The sequence below is a fragment of the Dehalobacter sp. TeCB1 genome (assembly GCF_001707455.1).
GTDB lineage: Bacteria > Bacillota > Desulfitobacteriia > Desulfitobacteriales > Syntrophobotulaceae > Dehalobacter > Dehalobacter restrictus.
In genome coordinates this window covers 35,573-52,714 of the sequence record NZ_MCHF01000016.1, presented here as the reverse complement: position 1 = coordinate 52,714, position 17,142 = coordinate 35,573, and the positions used below count along the sequence as shown (strand labels likewise).

Below are 17,142 nucleotides of genomic sequence, written 5' to 3'. Positions count from 1 at the left end.
TTCCGGCGCGTTATTAGCTTAGACCGTTATAACAGATGATTTTGTTCAAGCATTTGCGCAGCTGAAAGATTAGCGTTTTTCACATAGATATGAGAAATCGCGCCCTGCATATATATGGCATAAGGGGCTCTGATCGGACCATCGGCAGAAAATTCGCTCGTGGCCCCCTGAATGAAAGTTCCTCCAGCCATGATCACTTCGTCCGTATAGCCTGGCATCTCCGAAGGCAGCGGCAGAACATGTGAATCGATCGGCGAACCTTTCTGGAGACCCTGGCAAAAGGCCAGCATCTTTTCTTTGGAATTCAATTTTACCGCCTGAATGATATCCGTCCGCAGATCCTTCGGACCTGGATGGACTTCAAAACCCAGTCTTGACCAGAAGGCCGAGGAAAAAACTGCAGCTTTGATCGCTTCACTGACCGTCAGCGGGCTGAAATACAATCCCTGGTACATGAGCCGAAGATTATCGAGGGTTGCTCCGACATCGGCATTGATGCCGGGTGCGGTAAACCTGGCAGCGGCTTTCGTGACCAAATCTTCTCTGCCGGCGATGTAGCCGCCTGTCGGGGCCAGCGTGCCTCCGAGATTCTTGATTAGTGATCCTGCCAGCAGGTCTACCCCCACATGTCCGGGTTCCTGATCCTCAACAAGCTCGCCGTAGCAATTATCGACGAAGATATCGATCTCTGGAAAACGCGTTTTGGCATAGCCAACAAATTCACTGATCTGGGCAATTGAAACAGAATTTCTCCATTCATAACCCTTGGAACGCTGGATGATAAACAGCTTCGTTTGCGGAGTCACCATCGCAGCCAGTTTTTCCATTTGAATCTGACTATCAGCATCCAAAGGCAGGATATCAAAGGACACTCCCCAGTCAGCCAGGCTGCCGGAAATGTTGTTTTTGATTCCGATCACCTGCTGAAGCGTATCATACGGCATCCCGGTAACAGAAATAAAATGATCTCCAGGCCGGAGAACACCAAAGAGCGCGGATGCAATCGCATGGGTACCCGATACAAACTGGTGCCTGATGATGGCTTTTTCAGTACCCATGATGGATGCGGTCACCGTATCAAGTTTTTCTCTCCCGGAATCGCCAAGTCCGTAGCCGGTTGTTCCATTCAGATTATAGGCTGAGACTCTGGCCTCCTGGAAAGCTTTGAGGACACGTTGATGGTTCTTCTCAATGATTGGATTTATGATACAGGTTTGTTTTGCCAAAACCTGTTCAGCATAGCACAGCGCGTCTGTAATTTTCGCGGATAAATTCAAATCGGACAAAAAACTATCCTCCATTAAGTAAAGTTCTTCTAAAATACTACATCGAATTGGCTTACTTTTCAATATACGAAAAAATATAACTTAACGATCAAGGCAGAGACACATAAGACTTTATTTAGAAAAATCAAATGTATTAAAGGCTACTTTTATCTTTTCCGGCATTGGTTAAAGCTCTCCTTTATGCCTACGTGGCCAACCCTGCTGGTCATAAAATTTGTTTTTTAAGGCAAGCGCTGAATTCACTAGGCCAATCATGACTGGCACCTCCACCAACGGCCCAATAACGGCTGTAAAAGCTACGTCGGAGGCGATGCCAAATACTGCTACAGCTACCGCAATCGCCAGTTCAAAGTTATTGCTTGCTGCTGTAAAAGCCAGTGTTACCGTCTGGTCATATTGAAAGCCGCCTTTGTAAGACATAAAGAAGCTGACAAAAAACATGACTGCAAAATAGATCAATAAGGGAATGGCTATTCTTGCGACTCCCATTGGATTGGTGACAATCTCCTGCCCTTTGGTCATAAACATAATAACGATTGTATAGAGCAGGGCGATCAAAGCTAACGGTGAAATTTTAGGGATAAATACATTCTCGTACCATTCTCTTGTCTTAACTCGGATCAATCTAAAACGAGTAATAAAACCCGCTGCAAAAGGAATCCCCAAGTAAATCAGAACACTTTTAGCAACATCCCATATCGAAACATCCACGATTTGCCCACCCCAGGAAAGGCCAAGCCATTTCGGAATTAAAGTAACAAAAAGATAGATATAAACTGAATACAAGAGTATTTGGAATATGGAGTTCAGGGCCACGAGAGCGGCACAATACTCATTATCACCCTTCGCGAGCGTATTCCAGACAATGACCATGGCAATACAGCGGGCTAAACCGATCATGATCAAACCAATAGCATAACCTGGCATATCTCTCAAAAACACGATAGCCAGTATGAACATTAAAACCGGTCCGATAATCCAGTTCTGAAGCAGCGAAAAGCTGAAGACTTTTTTATTTTGTACGACTTTGCCGATCTCTTCATATTTTACCTTGGCCAGCGGAGGATACATCATTACAATGAGTCCGATGGCAATCGGCCAGGAAATCGTACCCGTGCTGAACTCACCCAACGATACAGCAAGGTTTGGGAACAGATAACCTCCAAAAACGCCAATAGCCATCGCAATAAAGATCCAAAACGTCAAAAACCGGTCTAAAAATGATAATCCTAATTGATTTGTCTTTCCCATTTTATTCCTCCGGATTTATGCGGTTATAGGCATATTGTATCTTCTTCTCGTTGATATGTAAAAGGGTAAATGCCCCCGATCAAGAAATATCCACTTCTTTGATACACATTAAATCTTCCCTGGACAGATTCGGCTGCCTGTAGAGTCTGACGGCCTGTCTGCGAATCGCTTTTTCCACAAAATTGCGCACCATCCGGGCATTACCGGAATAAGGCTGTATGGCATTCATATTCTGCAGGTTTCTTCGGAACACAATTTTTGCCTGCGGAGAAAATGTATATTGCCTACCTGTCAGCATCTGTTCACCTATAGACATCAGTTCATCTAGAGAGTAGTCCGGGAAATCGATATGGAGCGGAAAGCGCGACCGCAAACCGGGGTTTGTCTTTATGAATGCATCCATTTCAACTTTATATCCGGCAAGGATAAGGATGAGGTTATCCTTATGGTCTTCCATCGCTTTGACTAAGGCATCAATTGCTTCCTTGCCGAAATCCTTTTCCCCACCCCTTGCCAGAGAATAGGCTTCATCAATAAACAGGATCCCGCCGAGCGCCTTTTTAACCAATTCTCTGGTCTTGTTGGCTGTATGTCCGACATACTCCCCAACAAGATCTGCTCTTTCACATTCAATAATATGTCCTTTCGGCAAGACGCCCATTTCCTTGAACAATCTTCCGATCAGCCTTGCGACTGTGGTTTTTCCTGTACCCGGATTGCCGCTAAAAACGGTATGTAAGACTAAAGGCTCCGTATTCAGCTTCTCTTTTTCCCGTCGTTTGCAGATTTCTACAAAAGCATACAACTCATGAATCAGTTTTTTTACTGACTCTAAGCCAATTAAACTATCGAGTTCCGTAATGATTTCTTCAGTCTTTTTGTTACTGCTGCCGGCATAGTCCGGCAACTCAGGTTCTGATGTCATTGGCTGGGTTTGGAGTACCGGCGGAAGATTTGATCTGAAGGTTATCTTAATGGACATAAAAGAAGCACCCCCCATAAGAACGTCATTATATATATATAGCGAAGCGTGAAAAAGGTGAATCATTAATTTGGGAAAAATATAAATAATAAGAAAAATAAACATCGTGCTATGTAGGGTACACAACACGATGTTCTATTCATTTCTTTTCTTTTCTATGTCTCAGTGATATCTATCAGCTATATGGTCCCAGTCCAATTATGGCCCCAGCAGGAAATTATTCAGTCATTTCCCCGACTAAGGCATTTAAATTGACTTGTCTCATTGGCATTATGGTAGAAATGGCATGTTTATATACCATTTGTTGTTTGCCTTCGTAGTCCAGAACAACCGTGAAATTATCAAAGCCTTTGACTAATCCTTTAAGCTGGAATCCATTGACCAAATAGATCGTAACAGGTATGTTATCCTTACGGATTTGGTTCAAGAAAACATCCTGCAAGTTAATCGGTGATTTATTCATTTTATTTTTTACCTCCATCACCATTTTTCTTATTGTCTAATTTTACCTTAGTTTCCATCACTGCGCAAGTCAAGAGAATCGCAAATTTCGTCAAGAATTTGTTGAGACGAACATTCTGTCAAGTCATACCATTTGATTCTGGGATCCCTCCTAAACCAGGTTAATTGTCTTTTGGCAAAGTGCCTGGTATCTCTCTGAAGCAGACGCAGCATTTCTTTTTGAGTGACCAAACCTCTTAAAAAATAAACGACATGACGATAGCCGATGGTTTGAAGAGATTTTAGCCTTGGTGAATAACCCTCCTGAAGTAAACGTAGAGTCTCTTCGATTATACCACAATCTACCATTTTCCGGCAACGATCATTGATTCGTTCATAAATCACGTCTCTTGGAGCCGTCAGCCCTAAATAAATGACCGATTCATCCAATTCAGCATACATTTTTTCCATGTATGACCTTTGTTCAGATAATGGTTTACCGGTTAATTCAAAGATTTCCAGGGCTCTGACGATTCTTGCCGTATCGTTCACATGAAGTTTTTCGGCAGAAGCCCGATCACATTCCGCGAGTCTTAGATGCAGCTCCTTATTGCCATGCTGATTGGCATAAGCCAGCCACTTTTGCTTGATTGGGTCCGATCCTTCTTCCGGAAATTCAAATTCATCCAAAATTGAACGAATGTAAAGTCCAGTTCCGCCAACGATAATCGGGATTTTCCCTTTGGCTTGAATATTCTCAATCCATTCTCTGGCCTGAGACTGAAATCCTGCCACTGTAAACGGTTCAGCCGGATCAAGCAGATCGATCAGATGATGCGGTACACCCTTCTGTTCAGCCTTAGATGGTTTTGCTGATCCGATATCAAGCTTCCGGTAAACTTGAACGGAATCTCCGGAAATAATTTCTCCGTGCAGCCTGAGTGCCAGTTCGATGCCAAGAGCACTCTTGCCGACTGCTGTCGGTCCGATAATAACGATCAGGGGATTCATTGGAAACCCTCCCCCACCCTAGTTAAATCGATGATACCAAAATCCACAGGGCTGTATTTATTCTTCTCTTTAACATAAAAACCAAGCCGGGTAAATTCACTGCTGCCTTTTCGTTCTTTCAACACAACTCTTTTCCTGGACACGCGGCATGCCTCCCGGATCGTATCTTTATCCAAAGGATTCGGATCGGACCATTTCTTCAGCGGCCGGATCGAGGAAGATTCTTTAACCGTAACACGGAACATTGGGTCAAAATAGACGACATCTACAGATGCATCCGGCAGCCCTTCCAATATCCTGGTATGATCTGCCAAGACCGTTTTAATGCAGGAAGTGGCCTGGCTCAATTCCGCCCAGGCCTGGGCCTTTACCTGAGACAGTTTCTTGGCAGGTTTAAACTGCTTAACCTGATCCAGACCATCCTGAACCAAAAAATGGATCAGCGGTGAGCTTTCCACAGCAATCACGCTGCCTTTGCCACCTGCCGCATACGCAGCAATCAGCGTATCCGATGCAAGGCCCATGGTCGCATCAAGAAAAATGTCCCCGGCCTCAAGATTCACTGCCTGAAGAAAACGATCCGGTACGCCGCGCAGGATATTGATCATCCTTAATAACGCCATACTTGGATGGAAAAAGAGTCTTTCTCCATCATCTTCAAGACAGAGCTTCTGTTTAACGTAACGAAGTATCGGAAGACCATCAGCTTCTGATAAGGCATCCATCGGAACAATTTTTATCCCGGATTGCATACTGAGCTTTTCAAGCTGCAGTTTAAGTTTTTCATCTGACCGTTTATAGGCAATCACATTATCCATTTGATCCATGATCTTATCCGTTCTGCCATTATGTTATTTATTTGACTTATTCCCTCTCAAACTTATGATTGAGTTCTTTCTCGGATATCTGAATGATCGTAGGCCGGCCATGGGGACAGGAGTAAGGATTATCTGCTCTGCCCAATTTCTGTATGATTTCATCCATTTCCTGAACCATTAAGCGCTCTTTGCCTTTGACAGCCGACCTGCAGGCCAGCATCATGATCCACTCTTCCAGAAGTTTCTCCAAGGATGGAGAAAAAGATGTGTTCAGAATTTCATCGATAAAGACCTTGAACATCTTCCCCGGTGATTCCAGGCTATCTAGCAGCGGAATCCCCCGCAGAAAGTACGTCCTGTCTCCGAAGTGTTCAAAAATGAAGCCCATTCCATGCAGCTCGTCAAAATGCGCAAGCAGGATCTGCTCCTCCTGAACTGTAAGTTCTACCGTCTCCGGAATCAAAAGGAGCTGGCTTGCTGTCTCGCGTTGTCTGGCAAGCTGAAGCAGGCTTTCGTATCTGATGCGCTCATGGGCTGCATGCTGATCTATAATATACAGATTCTTATCGTCTGCAGCAAGAATATACATATGAAAAACTTGGCCGACAGCTTTCAATTCCAGGAATTCCGATACGGTTTCCTTATCCTGCTGCAAAGTTTGAGATACTTCAGCAATTTTGTCAGGGAGGCTATCCGTAATATTGTCCATGATGCGCTCAAGATTACGGTTCGGAGCAATCTCTGAATTACGATCAGAAATCATATCAGAAATACGCTCAGGAACCCGATCCGTTATACTTTCTCGTATACCCCCGGATAATCTGCCAGAAATGTATTCCGTCTGGTCTGGCTGCTGTTCAGACAGCTGTCCGTTAATGTATGGGTAATGATGTTCGTTTATCTTCTCTACATCTCTGAAAGACTGAGCTTTTGGGATGATTGGTTTATCAGGATCGTACGTCGGAGAGATTTGATCTGACCTATTCGGTTCCAGCGGCCGGTATAATATCTTAAGTTGTTCCCAGTGAGACGGACTGGATTCAGACGGAGCGGATTCCGATGTCCTTGTTTTTCCCGTAAAGGAATACTTTCGCATTGGAAAACTGTCCAGAAGGCTTTTTCGGATAACCTCCGCAATCTTTCTGCTTAAGTTTTTTTCTTCTTTAAATTTAATTTCCAGTTTGGAGGGATGGACATTCACGTCATAATCCGAAGGAGGCAGATTCAGCGAAATAACGCATACCGGATAGGTATTGGCGGGAATCAGCGTATGATAACCGTCTTTGATGGCCTGATTCATTAACTGGGAACGGATCACCCTACCGTTAACAAAAAAGGTAAGACCGCTGCGTGACGACCTGACATGCTCCGGCATACTGACATAACCGGAAATCTCAAGGCTTTCATCTCGGTAGGATATCGGCAGCATCTTACGGGCAGCATCATTGCCACTGACGGCTGCTATGGCCTCGAGAAGACTGCCGTTTCCGGGTGTATGCAGTAAGATAGTATTCGGGTGACGCAGGGAAAAAGCAACATCAGGTCTAGCCAGGGAAAGTCTGCCAACCATGTCGGAAATCCAGCCAAACTCCGTAACGGCTGAACGCAGGAATTTGTGTCTGGCCGGTGTATTATAAAACAAGTCTTTGACAGTTACGACTGTACCCGGCGGGCATCCGATTTCCGTCATGGAAAGAAACGTGCCGCCCTCAACTTTTAATTCCTGTCCTGCAACATCATCCGGTGTCCGCGTCATAATACTCAATTTGGATACCGAAGCGATGCTCGGCAGTGCTTCTCCGCGAAATCCTAATGTTCTGAGGTCATCGAGGTCTGTAATTGCCGATATTTTACTGGTAGCATGCGGAAGAACTGCTAGACGCAAATCTTCAGCCAGAATTCCAGCGCCGTCGTCTTTCACTCTGATTAGCGCCGTACCTCCGCCCTCTACACTGATATCTATTTTTCGGGCACCGGCATCCAGGGCATTTTCGACCAGTTCTTTGACTACGGAAAGAGGCCTTTCCACAACCTCGCCGGCTGCAATCTGGTTGATGCAATGCTCATCAAGGAGCTTAATTCTAGCCGCCAAATGGATTCACTTCCCTGCCGTCCGTCCATAAATGGACTTGATTTCTTAGTTGATTTTGCAGTAGAATGGTTTTTTCTGATTTCTGAAAAGTCTCTGCCAGATCGTATCCGGCCTGTTCGCAATCGGGACATGCTTCAAACGGAATTCTGACAAGCACCGCTTTCTGAAAAACCGACGGTTTTTGGGATATCATCAGCACCGTCCCCCCGCAATGACTGCATTTGCGGATGTATTCCCTGCGGTTCTCTTTAAATCCGTCCGTATCATAATAAATACTTTTCTCGGAATATACCCAGTCACCTGTCGGCAAAAACGGTTCTTTACGGAAAGCCCAGGAAGGCCGGACAGCCTCATTCGTTCTTTTCAGATCGGTCAGAAAAGAGCGGATCGTATCACCGCCAATTTCAGTATTCTGAGGTTTCTGCGACTCCACCACCCCGGAATAATCTTCTCCGGCCAGCGCCAAGAAAATAGCCATATTAATATAGGGCAGTGCGCCTTCAATCGCGTATCCGCCTTCCAGTACTGCAAGATCGGGCTTGATCATTTCAGTGATTTTGCCATAACCTCTGGCCGTCACATTCATCGAAGCCAACGGATCCGTGAAATGGTTGTCCTGTCCGGCGGAATTGATGATCAGATCCGGTTTAAAGACTTCCACTGCAGGCATAATCCAGTTTTCCAGCGCATAGAGAAAACCTTCATCACCGACTCCCGGCAGAAGCGGGATATTCAGCACCGATCCCCAGGCATTCGGTCCGCCTTTTTCTTCCGTAAATCCGGTTCCGGGAAATATGGTTCTGCCGTCCTGATGGATTGATATATATAAAACATTCGGATCATGATAAAAAATATCCTGCGTCCCGTCGCCGTGATGAACATCCGTATCAATGACGGCAATTTTTTTGATGCCGTATTTGGCCCGAAGGACATTAATTAAAATAGCTTCATTATTCAGGGTGCAGAATCCTCTATTTCCCCAGACTGTCGCTCCGGAATGATGGCCAGGCGGGCGCACCAGCGCAAAGCCGTTCGTAATTTCCTTTTTCATCAGCGCGTTGCCCAAAACCAGCGAACTTCCAACAGCGATCAGATGGGCATCGAGATTATGCTGTTGGAGATCCGGAAAAATCGCCTGGGTTCGTAAGACATCAAAAAGATCCGCCACCCCGGGAGAGTATTGCCTGACCTGGGGAAGGTCCATGATCCCTTCTTCAAAGATCTGTTCCTGGGTGTAAAGCAAGCGTTCTTCCCGCTCCGGATGAAATTCCCCAAGAGACCAGTCAAAAGCCGGAAAGAAGATAATTCCTGTCTTGTTCATGACCGTATCCCCCCAATGACTCCCGGCGAAACATGCATCGCACCTTTGACAATCTGGCCGACCGTATGATAATTCTCAACCAGCGGGAAATAATCAAAGATCTCTTTCTCCAGGTCGTCTGTTTCTATTCCAAGACCGACTGCCTGTTTTTGCGCTAATTTTTTCAAGAAATCTTCTACTTCTCGATGGGGTTTTTTAGGTCCGGTCCAAATGCCCTGCTCCCCGGTTTCCTCTATCCTGTAAATAGAGAACTTCGTATCCAGGTGGAGTGTCCAGGAAAAGGTTGGTTTAGCCATCGCGGCTCCGATGGCATTCGAGACTTCCGAGAATTCAGTCAGAACCGTCCGCAGCTTCATCCGGTTCTCCAGCACTGCTTCAAGCCCCGGTGCTCCTCCTCCGCTGAGCTGGATATAGAATTTAAAGTCATCATGATGATGGATGACTTCCCAGACCTTATAGGCCGGCTCGGTTTTCCATTCCTCTAGCAGCTGCTCAATGGCCCGGGCAATTTTTTCAACCATTTTCTCAACGATGATTTGTGCTGTCCGGCGCAGAGCAGATGCTGTTCTTTGGTTCTCGGGCAGGAGCATGCCAAGCGCTTCTTCAGCCCTCTGCAGATCACCGTAATCCGTCAGATTCAGGTAGCGCAGCGCATCCGTAGGTGTCGGGCTGATTCCTCCTATGCAGTAGGCAGGACCTAAGCGGTAGTCCGCCAGCATAACCTCTCCCTGCTCCAGACAGACAGCTGAATCCCCTCCAATAGAGACTGAACGTACAGCCAGCGAGCGGACATTCGTCAAGAAGGGTCCGATCTGCGCGCCGTGGGTGCTGATTAACGGAGATCCGGATAATACCAGTCCTATATCGGTCGTGGTTCCGCCGATATCGACAACGACATAGGATTCCTCCGGATTGCTCTGGGCGAGCGTTCCAAGTACACTTGCCGCCGGTCCGGAGTAAATCGACTCAACCGGTCTGATCTTTGCCAGCGGCAAGACCCCGCCATCCGCCTTTAGCACCCGGATCGGCGCCCGACATCCCCTTGCCTCAACCGCCATTTTCAACTGATAAGCAAAGTTCTGAAACAATTCTGTTGCGGCCAGGTTCAGATAAGTCGTCAGACTTCTGCGGTAGAAATTGGCCTTCCCGGACTGGCTTCCCAGAGCTGTTATAATTCCAGGTGCCTCTCTATGCAAATATGCTGCCAGCTGTTCCTCAAAGACATTGTTGCGATGGGAGAATTTGCTGACAATGGCCGTAAGCGGCTTAATGGATTGTTTGTTCAATTTTTCAGCAAGCGTCTGCCACTCTGATTGATCCGCTGGCACAACGACCCTTCCGCGATAATCCAAAACACCGGTTAAAACACTGTAATCCACCGGCCAAGGCAATGAGGAAAGCTTCATGCCGGTCCCCGGAAAAAGGATCAATTTGACCTCGGGCAATCGTTTTTGTAAAATCGCGTTCGTTACAAGCGTCGTACTGACGGTAATCATTTCGATGTTTTTAGCCTCGGAAATTTGGAGATAATCCAGGGCGCTGATAAGTGTATTCAGAATGTCATCCTGATTGGTCGGAATTTTACCCTTACGCTCGATCACGCCATTCGTGATCATGACAGCATCGGTAAACGTTCCACCCACATCGATGCCAATAAGGCTGGCCATGTTATCTCCCTCCTTCTAAAAACGTTAGTTTGTGTCAAATTAAGTCATTATTTGGGTTGTGTTGTGTCTGTTGTAAGCAGTTTTGTTATTGCTCAAATCATTTTTGTATGGGGTTGGTCTGCGCAATCAGTAACGTTTTCGGCAGTTGCGCCCTCCTTGGCGCAAAAAGCCGCGCTCCGCATCGTGCTCCGCTGACACTGTTACTGATTACGCAGACAGTATTATTATCAAGTTACGTATTATTTTAAGCTTTTTGTATGCTATACGTTAAGCGCATTCATGTTTCGAGATATTGTCAACCTTTTCTTCCATTGTAATTTTGGAATTAGCATATTGTACCTGACAATAAACTGAAACTGCTGCACCTATTAAGCCAACTAGAAAAAAAGCCAAAAAGTTGCGTAAACACCGTGTTAGACGCCGTAACTGCTAAAATGGATTTTCTTTTACCCATTTCGTAATAGCTAACTCAAGTGGATCAAGACTTGTTTGTAGAGATCTATACCAATGTTCTGCCTCATCGCCAGGTAAACAACTGGCAGCCGCTAGAAATGCTCTTTTTAACCACGGTGACATTTGATTAACAGTTCGTTTTCGACTCTTAAACCAAGAATGTTGTTGAGCACGTCCCAAGGCTAGTATTAACTTCCTCTGTGAAAATTCATCATGGTAGCTATTATACAGGCTTACAAATTTACCCTCATTGTCCCATTCACGGTCTTTAGTAAATGTGTCAAAAATCCAAAGACGATGGTACTCAAGATGAGAAACAATTGAATCATCAAGCAACTGAATAAGCTTACTTCCGATTTCATGCTTTTTAGTATTGTCCAATGCTCGAAGACTAGTAATATATGTCATTACATCTTTAAAAACTGTGTAAAGCTGGTTGATATTATTTAGTACTAAGTCAACCGAGTCCTCACTGTCTATCTGCTTTAATCTTTTTAGAATAAAACCAACTAAAGGAGTATCAATTGTTTCCTTTGAATTTACCTGTTCTTCAAGAATACCCATTAAATTTAAGCTATCTATCTGAGCTTGTACCTCTGGCTTCAAATCATTATAATCTATTTCTTCATATATATTTTCTATTCCTAAATCATCCAATATCTCATAGAATTTATCACTTAAACTATTTAACTCTTGATTGTTCTCTCTTTGGAGATAACGATCGTTAAATTCTCTTATATCAAGGATTCTTGTTTTGTGTTGTTGCAAAGTTAGTCCATGATTTTCAAATAATATATTAGCTAATAGAGCTAATTTTTCATGTGCCTCTCTTTCATTTTTACAGAAGATACGATAATCATCAACATAACGGCAATGTTTAACACCTTCGCTAAGTAGCCCCCTATCTACATCATCTATAACTAGTTCAGCTAATATTCTAGAAGCAGCCGCTCCAACTGGTATTCCGTAGGATACGCTAAAATTCCAGTTTTTTATCATCGAAGTTATAGCTAAAACATGATTATTTTTTTTAGTACATTCACTTAATGCATTTTCTAAAGGATGAAAGTAGATTCGCGGATAAAAATCTGCAATATCTGCTAAAACAACATAGCTATATTCATTGCTCTCTACAAGTTCCCTAGAGTAATCTTGAAATGAATCCCACGTATACTTAACATCATACATTTTTCCACTTACTTTTGGGGCAAATCTATGTGAAAAAGCAATATTTTCTTCCTTTGGAATTCGTGCCGCTTCAATATCTTTCCCAATTTCCAAAACTAGCGCGGTAAAAACAATTGATTCTAAAGGATCTAATTGAGTTGCTATGCGAAAGCCATATCTATGTTTAGGAGTAAGACATCTCCTATACGGTCTGGGAATCCATTGTAAGATATCTTGGCCTCTTAACCATGGCCGAATGTCCTGGTTCCATCGATTCCGAATAGCCTCAAATTCGAATGGAATTGGGAAAATATCAGTATCCCCATAATTCTCAATGTGTAACATTGCCCAATCTAAACTTTTTTCAGCTAACTTTAACAACTTTATTATCCTCTTCTTTAAATAGTTATGGCGTCTAACGTCTATATCCCACTCTAGACAGATTACTTCTAGACTGTTATGCTTTCTCAAAGATATCAGAAATCATTCATTAAATGGAATCTACATTAAGACACATTCTGGCAAGAAAACTACCCTAACATGCTTATTATCAGTCTGGGTGCCACAGTTCCGCGACAAGCGGAGCATGGAGTGCGCAGCGCGGCTTTTTGCGCCACGGAGGGCGCAATAGCCGAAAGCGGTATTGTGGCACACAGACAGGCCCCAAATGTGATTAGTTCTTTCAAAAAAGGCCACAACATAATAACTGATTTATAGAATGCACAAAGACCTCATTACGATATTACACAATAACACACAGAAATGCCGTTAAATAATCTTCGTAGCCTTAACTCGGCTAATAAGATCATACAAGTAATCCATCGCCTGACGCGGTGCAAGATTATCCAGATCCAGCTCTTCAAGCTCCTTGAATATCGGATGCGTGCTCTGGGTATCAAACAGCGACGGCTGCAGCATATTGGCATCAACAGCTTTCACTATCTTGCGCTGGGTCGGGGAATTTTCGAGTTCACCGAGAATGATGGCCGCTCTTTTTAAGAGATGGGGCGGAAGGCCAGCAATCTTCGCCACATGAAGGCCATAGCTCCGGTCAGCTTTGCCGGGAAGTATTTTATGCAGGAAAACAACGTCGTCCCCCTGTTCCCTAACAGCCACATGCAGATTAAAAACTTCAGGATAACGTTCTTCCAATTCGGTTAGCTCGTGGTAATGTGTCGCAAATAATGTTTTGGCTTTAATGTCGGGGGTTTCGACCAGGTGCTCGGCAATCGCCCAGGCCAGACTGAGACCGTCAAACGTTGCTGTTCCTCTGCCGACTTCGTCCAAAATAATTAAACTGTCCGCCGTGGCATTTTTAAGAATATGGGCGACTTCGTTCATTTCGACCATAAATGTACTTTGCCCTGCTGCCAGGTTATCGGCAGCTCCTACCCGGGTAAAAATACAGTCGGCGATCGAAATGGCGGCCTTCTGAGCCGGCACGAAGCTGCCGATCTGGGCCATTAAAACGATCAGGGCTACCTGGCGCATATAGGTCGATTTCCCGGCCATATTGGGGCCGGTAATCAGTGCAAGGTGTTTATTACGGGTAAGATGCGTATCATTCGGAACAAACGTATCACAGATTCTTTCCACAACCGGATGCCGTCCCTCAACAATATGAATGATCCCATCGGAGCGTATTTCCGGTTTGACATAATTGTTTTGAATGGCGGCTCCGGCCAAGGAGACAAAAACATCGATTTCAGCCAACGACTGGGCAGCGTTAATGATCAGCAGCGAACAAGCCAGAACCTTGTCCCGAAGCACAGAAAACAGCTGATATTCGAGATCACTGAGCCTGTCCTGCGCAGTCAGGACGCGCTGCTCGTATTCTTTTAATTCCGGGGTGATGAATCGCTCGGCATTGACCAGCGTCTGTTTTCGCTGATAATCATCCGGAATCAAATGAGCATTCGCATTGGTGATTTCAATAAAGTACCCAAAGTTCTTATTAAAGCCGATCTTCAACGAACGGATTCTGGTGCGTTCTCTTTCCTGATTTTCCAGGCGGGCAATCCATTCTTTGCCGCCGGACGATATCGCCCGCAAACTGTCAATTTCTGCTGAATAGCCGTTCTGAATAATATTTCCGTCCTTCGGAGAGTATGGTGCTTCAGGGTTTATGGCCGCAAGCAGTTCCTGCGCAAGGTCATCAAGTCCTGCCAGGGATGGCAGATATTTAGCTAACTTCTGAGAACCGTTGTCAGTGATGCAATCCCTGACCGTAGGCAGGCAGGATAACGTGCTGCCCAACGCCAGCAGATCCCGGGGACTTGCTTTGCCGAGGGACAGTTTGCCAAGCAGCCTTTCCAGGTCATACACTGTTGTCAAAGCTTTTTGTATATCTTGGCGTAAAAAAGTATTCCGTGTTAACTCTTCGACAGAAGCCAGTCGTTCATTAATGCTTTCAGGATCGCGTAAGGGTTGCTGCACCCAGTTTCTGAGCAGTCTGGCTCCAAAGGCTGTTTTGGTTAAATTCAGGGTGGAAAATAAGGTCCCTTTCTCATCGCTGGTTCGCAGTGATTCGACAAGTTCAAGATTCCTTCTAGTCCATTTGTCGAGAACCATTGCCGTACTGCTTTGGCTCACCGAAATGCGCAGGATATGTTCCTGTCCCGAGTTGGGGATATTCTGACTGATATACTGCCAAAGTCCGGCGGCAGCTTTGCAGGCAACCGGCATTTGCTGCAAAAGCTCTGCCTGCTTCTTAAATCTTTCACTAAGTTCAGCCGTCCTCAGGAACAAATTTTTTTCGATCGCTGTCAAATAATAATCCGTAAATAGTTTGGACAGCATCGCAACGTCCTTGGACAGGATAAGTTCGGAAGGTGCAATACGGTTTAATTCTGCCTGCAGGATCTGAATGGAAGGCGTCTCCATGATCCGGAAATCACCCGTTGTGATGTCGAGATAAGCGAGCGCCCACGTTTTCTCCTTATAGACACACGCCAGAAAGTTGTTCTTTGTTTCCGAGCTGATACTGTCCAGCGTACCCGGCGTCACAATCCGGACAATGTCTCTTTTGACAATTCCTTTACTGGCTTGAGGATCTTCCATTTGTTCACAAATGGCAACTTTAAATCCGGCAGCGACCAATTTCAGAAGATAACCGTCCACGGCATGATGCGGAACTCCGCACATGGGTATTTTCTGGCCCTTGCCTGCGTCCCGCGCCGTTAGCACAATTTCCAGAACCGGAGCAGCGGTCTCGGCATCCTGGCCAAACATTTCATAAAAATCGCCAAGCCTGAAAAACAGGATCGTATCCGGTACCCTGTTCTTTATCTCTTGATATTGCTGCAGCATGGGTGTATTCATGGTTCACTTAGCTCCCCAAAAAGCGTCCAGGAATTTGCAGATCTGATTGTAACCGAAACAAGTGAACCAACCAAGTCCTCCCTGCTTTCGAATACAACAATCTCATTTCCTCTGGTACGGCCTGTTAAATATTTAGGATCCGACTTACTGGGTCCTTCCACCAGAATTTCATAGCGGTTGCCAATCATTTTCTGGCGCCAGCTCAGACTCTGAGAATTTTGAAGCGCCATCAGTCTCTGCAGACGGTTTTTCTTGATATCGAGCGGAACCTGATCCTGAAGCAACGCCCCCGCTGTCCCGGACCGTTTGGAAAACATGAAGGTAAAAGCCTGGTTGAAAGGCACTGTATTGACAAGATCAAGCGTCAGTTCAAAATCTTTTTCCGTTTCTCCGGGAAACCCAACAATAATATCGGTTGTCAATCGGGCCTCGGGCACAATTTCCAGAATACGCGCAATTCTTTCCAGATAATATCCCCTGGTGTACCCTCTGTTCATTGCCGCCAGCACTTGATTGCTTCCGGCCTGGAATGGCAGATGGAAGTGTTCACAGATATGCTCACCGCGGGCTACCGTCTCGATCAGCTTATCACTGAAATCTTTCGGATGAGAGGTCATAAACCGGATTCGGTAAAGCCCTTCGATTTGATCGATTTCAGTCAGCAAATCGGAAAAATCATAGGCAAAACCGTCTTTTTTCCCGTAGGAATTGACATTCTGGCCAAGCAAGGTCACATCACTGCAGCCATTTTCAACAAGTGTCCTGATTTCGTCCAGAATGACGTCCATCGGCCGGCTGCGTTCCCTTCCCCTGACATAAGGAACAATGCAATAGGCACAATAATTGTCACAGCCATACATGATGTTGACATTGGTGCGAAGCTTTCCTTTTTCAGCCAAAGGAACAACCTCAGTGGTTTCACAGGCCGCCTCGGAAACAAGCGAGGCTTTTCCGCCCTGATCCGCTGTTCTCAGCAAACCTTCAAATTGATGATGATCAAAGGTCCCTGTCCAGATATCGACATGAGGGGCTCTTTTTTGGAGTTTTTCCAGAAGGCCGGGCTGTTGAATCATGCATCCGGCAACCGCAATCTTGAGCTGCGGTTTTTTTTCTTTCAGTTTTTTCAATTGACCGATTTTGCCAATAATTTTATTTTCGGCGCTTTCTCTGACGCAGCAGGTATTAATGATAATCAAATCGGCTTGTTCAGGGTTCTCGGTGCGCGCGTACCCGTTTTTTTCCGAAATGGCCGTCAAGGTCTCGGCATCCCGCTCGGACATTTGACAGCCATACGAAATCGTACACACTTTCTTATTGATTTTGTTCGACATG

12 protein-coding genes are annotated in these 17,142 nt (G+C 45.2%); all 12 read right to left on the bottom strand.

Going from position 1 to position 17,142, the window contains the following annotated elements; genetic code table 11:
• Positions 1-26: 26 nt before the first annotated feature.
• The 12 genes from A7D23_RS04890 to miaB all read right to left on the bottom strand — a co-directional run bounded on the left by A7D23_RS04890 (position 27) and on the right by miaB (position 17,141).
• Positions 27-1,301, bottom strand: a complete 1,275-nt coding sequence (locus A7D23_RS04890) for a methionine gamma-lyase family protein (protein WP_019225373.1) — start codon at positions 1,299-1,301, stop codon at positions 27-29.
• Between the two features lie 150 nt (positions 1,302-1,451).
• Entirely contained in the window at positions 1,452-2,537 is a 1,086-nt protein-coding gene (gene arsB, locus A7D23_RS04885; RefSeq protein WP_019225372.1) for an ACR3 family arsenite efflux transporter, read from the bottom strand.
• A 79-nt stretch (positions 2,538-2,616) separates the two neighbouring features.
• Positions 2,617-3,519, bottom strand: a complete 903-nt coding sequence (locus tag A7D23_RS04880; RefSeq protein WP_019225371.1) for an AAA family ATPase — start codon at positions 3,517-3,519, stop codon at positions 2,617-2,619.
• A 217-nt stretch (positions 3,520-3,736) separates the two neighbouring features.
• Positions 3,737-3,982, bottom strand: a complete 246-nt coding sequence (gene hfq / locus A7D23_RS04875; RefSeq protein ID WP_015045117.1) for an RNA chaperone Hfq — start codon at positions 3,980-3,982, stop codon at positions 3,737-3,739.
• Positions 3,983-4,029: 47 nt separating this feature from the next.
• Positions 4,030-4,971 carry a tRNA (adenosine(37)-N6)-dimethylallyltransferase MiaA gene (miaA, locus tag A7D23_RS04870; protein ID WP_019225370.1) on the bottom strand — a complete coding sequence of 314 codons (942 nt, stop codon included), beginning with the start codon at positions 4,969-4,971 and terminating at the stop codon, positions 4,030-4,032.
• Positions 4,968-5,798, bottom strand: coding sequence for a class I SAM-dependent methyltransferase (locus A7D23_RS04865; protein ID WP_019225369.1), 831 nt, complete (start codon positions 5,796-5,798; stop codon positions 4,968-4,970). The genes miaA and A7D23_RS04865 overlap by 4 nt, the downstream gene beginning before the upstream one ends.
• Before the next feature lie 37 nt (positions 5,799-5,835).
• Complete coding sequence (gene mutL / locus A7D23_RS04860) at positions 5,836-7,881, bottom strand: DNA mismatch repair endonuclease MutL (RefSeq protein WP_019225368.1); 2,046 nt, start codon at positions 7,879-7,881, stop codon at positions 5,836-5,838.
• Positions 7,871-9,202 carry a histone deacetylase gene (locus tag A7D23_RS04855; protein ID WP_019225367.1) on the bottom strand — a complete coding sequence of 444 codons (1,332 nt, stop codon included), beginning with the start codon at positions 9,200-9,202 and terminating at the stop codon, positions 7,871-7,873. Before A7D23_RS04855 ends, mutL begins: the two co-directional genes overlap by 11 nt.
• A complete protein-coding gene (locus A7D23_RS04850) occupies positions 9,199-10,869 on the bottom strand; it encodes a hydantoinase/oxoprolinase family protein (RefSeq protein WP_019225366.1) in 1,671 nt (556 codons plus the stop codon). The genes A7D23_RS04855 and A7D23_RS04850 overlap by 4 nt, the downstream gene beginning before the upstream one ends.
• A 429-nt stretch (positions 10,870-11,298) precedes the next feature.
• Positions 11,299-12,870: an RNA-directed DNA polymerase gene (locus tag A7D23_RS04845; RefSeq protein ID WP_019225365.1), complete on the bottom strand. Its 1,572-nt coding sequence runs from the start codon at positions 12,868-12,870 to the stop codon at positions 11,299-11,301.
• Between the two features lie 387 nt (positions 12,871-13,257).
• The gene (gene mutS / locus A7D23_RS04840) at positions 13,258-15,810 is read right to left on the bottom strand and encodes a DNA mismatch repair protein MutS (protein WP_019225364.1); all 2,553 of its coding nucleotides are present in this window, start codon (positions 15,808-15,810) and stop codon (positions 13,258-13,260) included.
• Positions 15,807-17,141 carry a tRNA (N6-isopentenyl adenosine(37)-C2)-methylthiotransferase MiaB gene (gene miaB / locus A7D23_RS04835; RefSeq protein WP_019225363.1) on the bottom strand — a complete coding sequence of 445 codons (1,335 nt, stop codon included), beginning with the start codon at positions 17,139-17,141 and terminating at the stop codon, positions 15,807-15,809. Before miaB ends, mutS begins: the two co-directional genes overlap by 4 nt.
• Between the last annotated feature and the right edge of the window lies 1 nt (position 17,142).

Bases quoted from the DNA above. Each gene is read 5' to 3' on its own strand.
- A7D23_RS04890 (WP_019225373.1), bottom strand. From the start codon at position 1,301: ATGGAGGATAGTTTTTTGTCCGATTTGAATTTATCCGCGAAAATTACA.
- arsB (WP_019225372.1), bottom strand. From the start codon at position 2,537: ATGGGAAAGACAAATCAATTAGGATTATCATTTTTAGACCGGTTTTTG.
- A7D23_RS04880 (WP_019225371.1), bottom strand. From the start codon at position 3,519: ATGTCCATTAAGATAACCTTCAGATCAAATCTTCCGCCGGTACTCCAA.
- hfq (WP_015045117.1), bottom strand. From the start codon at position 3,982: ATGAATAAATCACCGATTAACTTGCAGGATGTTTTCTTGAACCAAATC.
- miaA (WP_019225370.1), bottom strand. From the start codon at position 4,971: ATGAATCCCCTGATCGTTATTATCGGACCGACAGCAGTCGGCAAGAGT.
- A7D23_RS04865 (WP_019225369.1), bottom strand. From the start codon at position 5,798: ATGGATCAAATGGATAATGTGATTGCCTATAAACGGTCAGATGAAAAA.
- A7D23_RS04855 (WP_019225367.1), bottom strand. From the start codon at position 9,202: ATGAACAAGACAGGAATTATCTTCTTTCCGGCTTTTGACTGGTCTCTT.
- A7D23_RS04850 (WP_019225366.1), bottom strand. From the start codon at position 10,869: ATGGCCAGCCTTATTGGCATCGATGTGGGTGGAACGTTTACCGATGCT.
- mutS (WP_019225364.1), bottom strand. From the start codon at position 15,810: ATGAATACACCCATGCTGCAGCAATATCAAGAGATAAAGAACAGGGTA.
- miaB (WP_019225363.1), bottom strand. From the start codon at position 17,141: ATGTCGAACAAAATCAATAAGAAAGTGTGTACGATTTCGTATGGCTGT.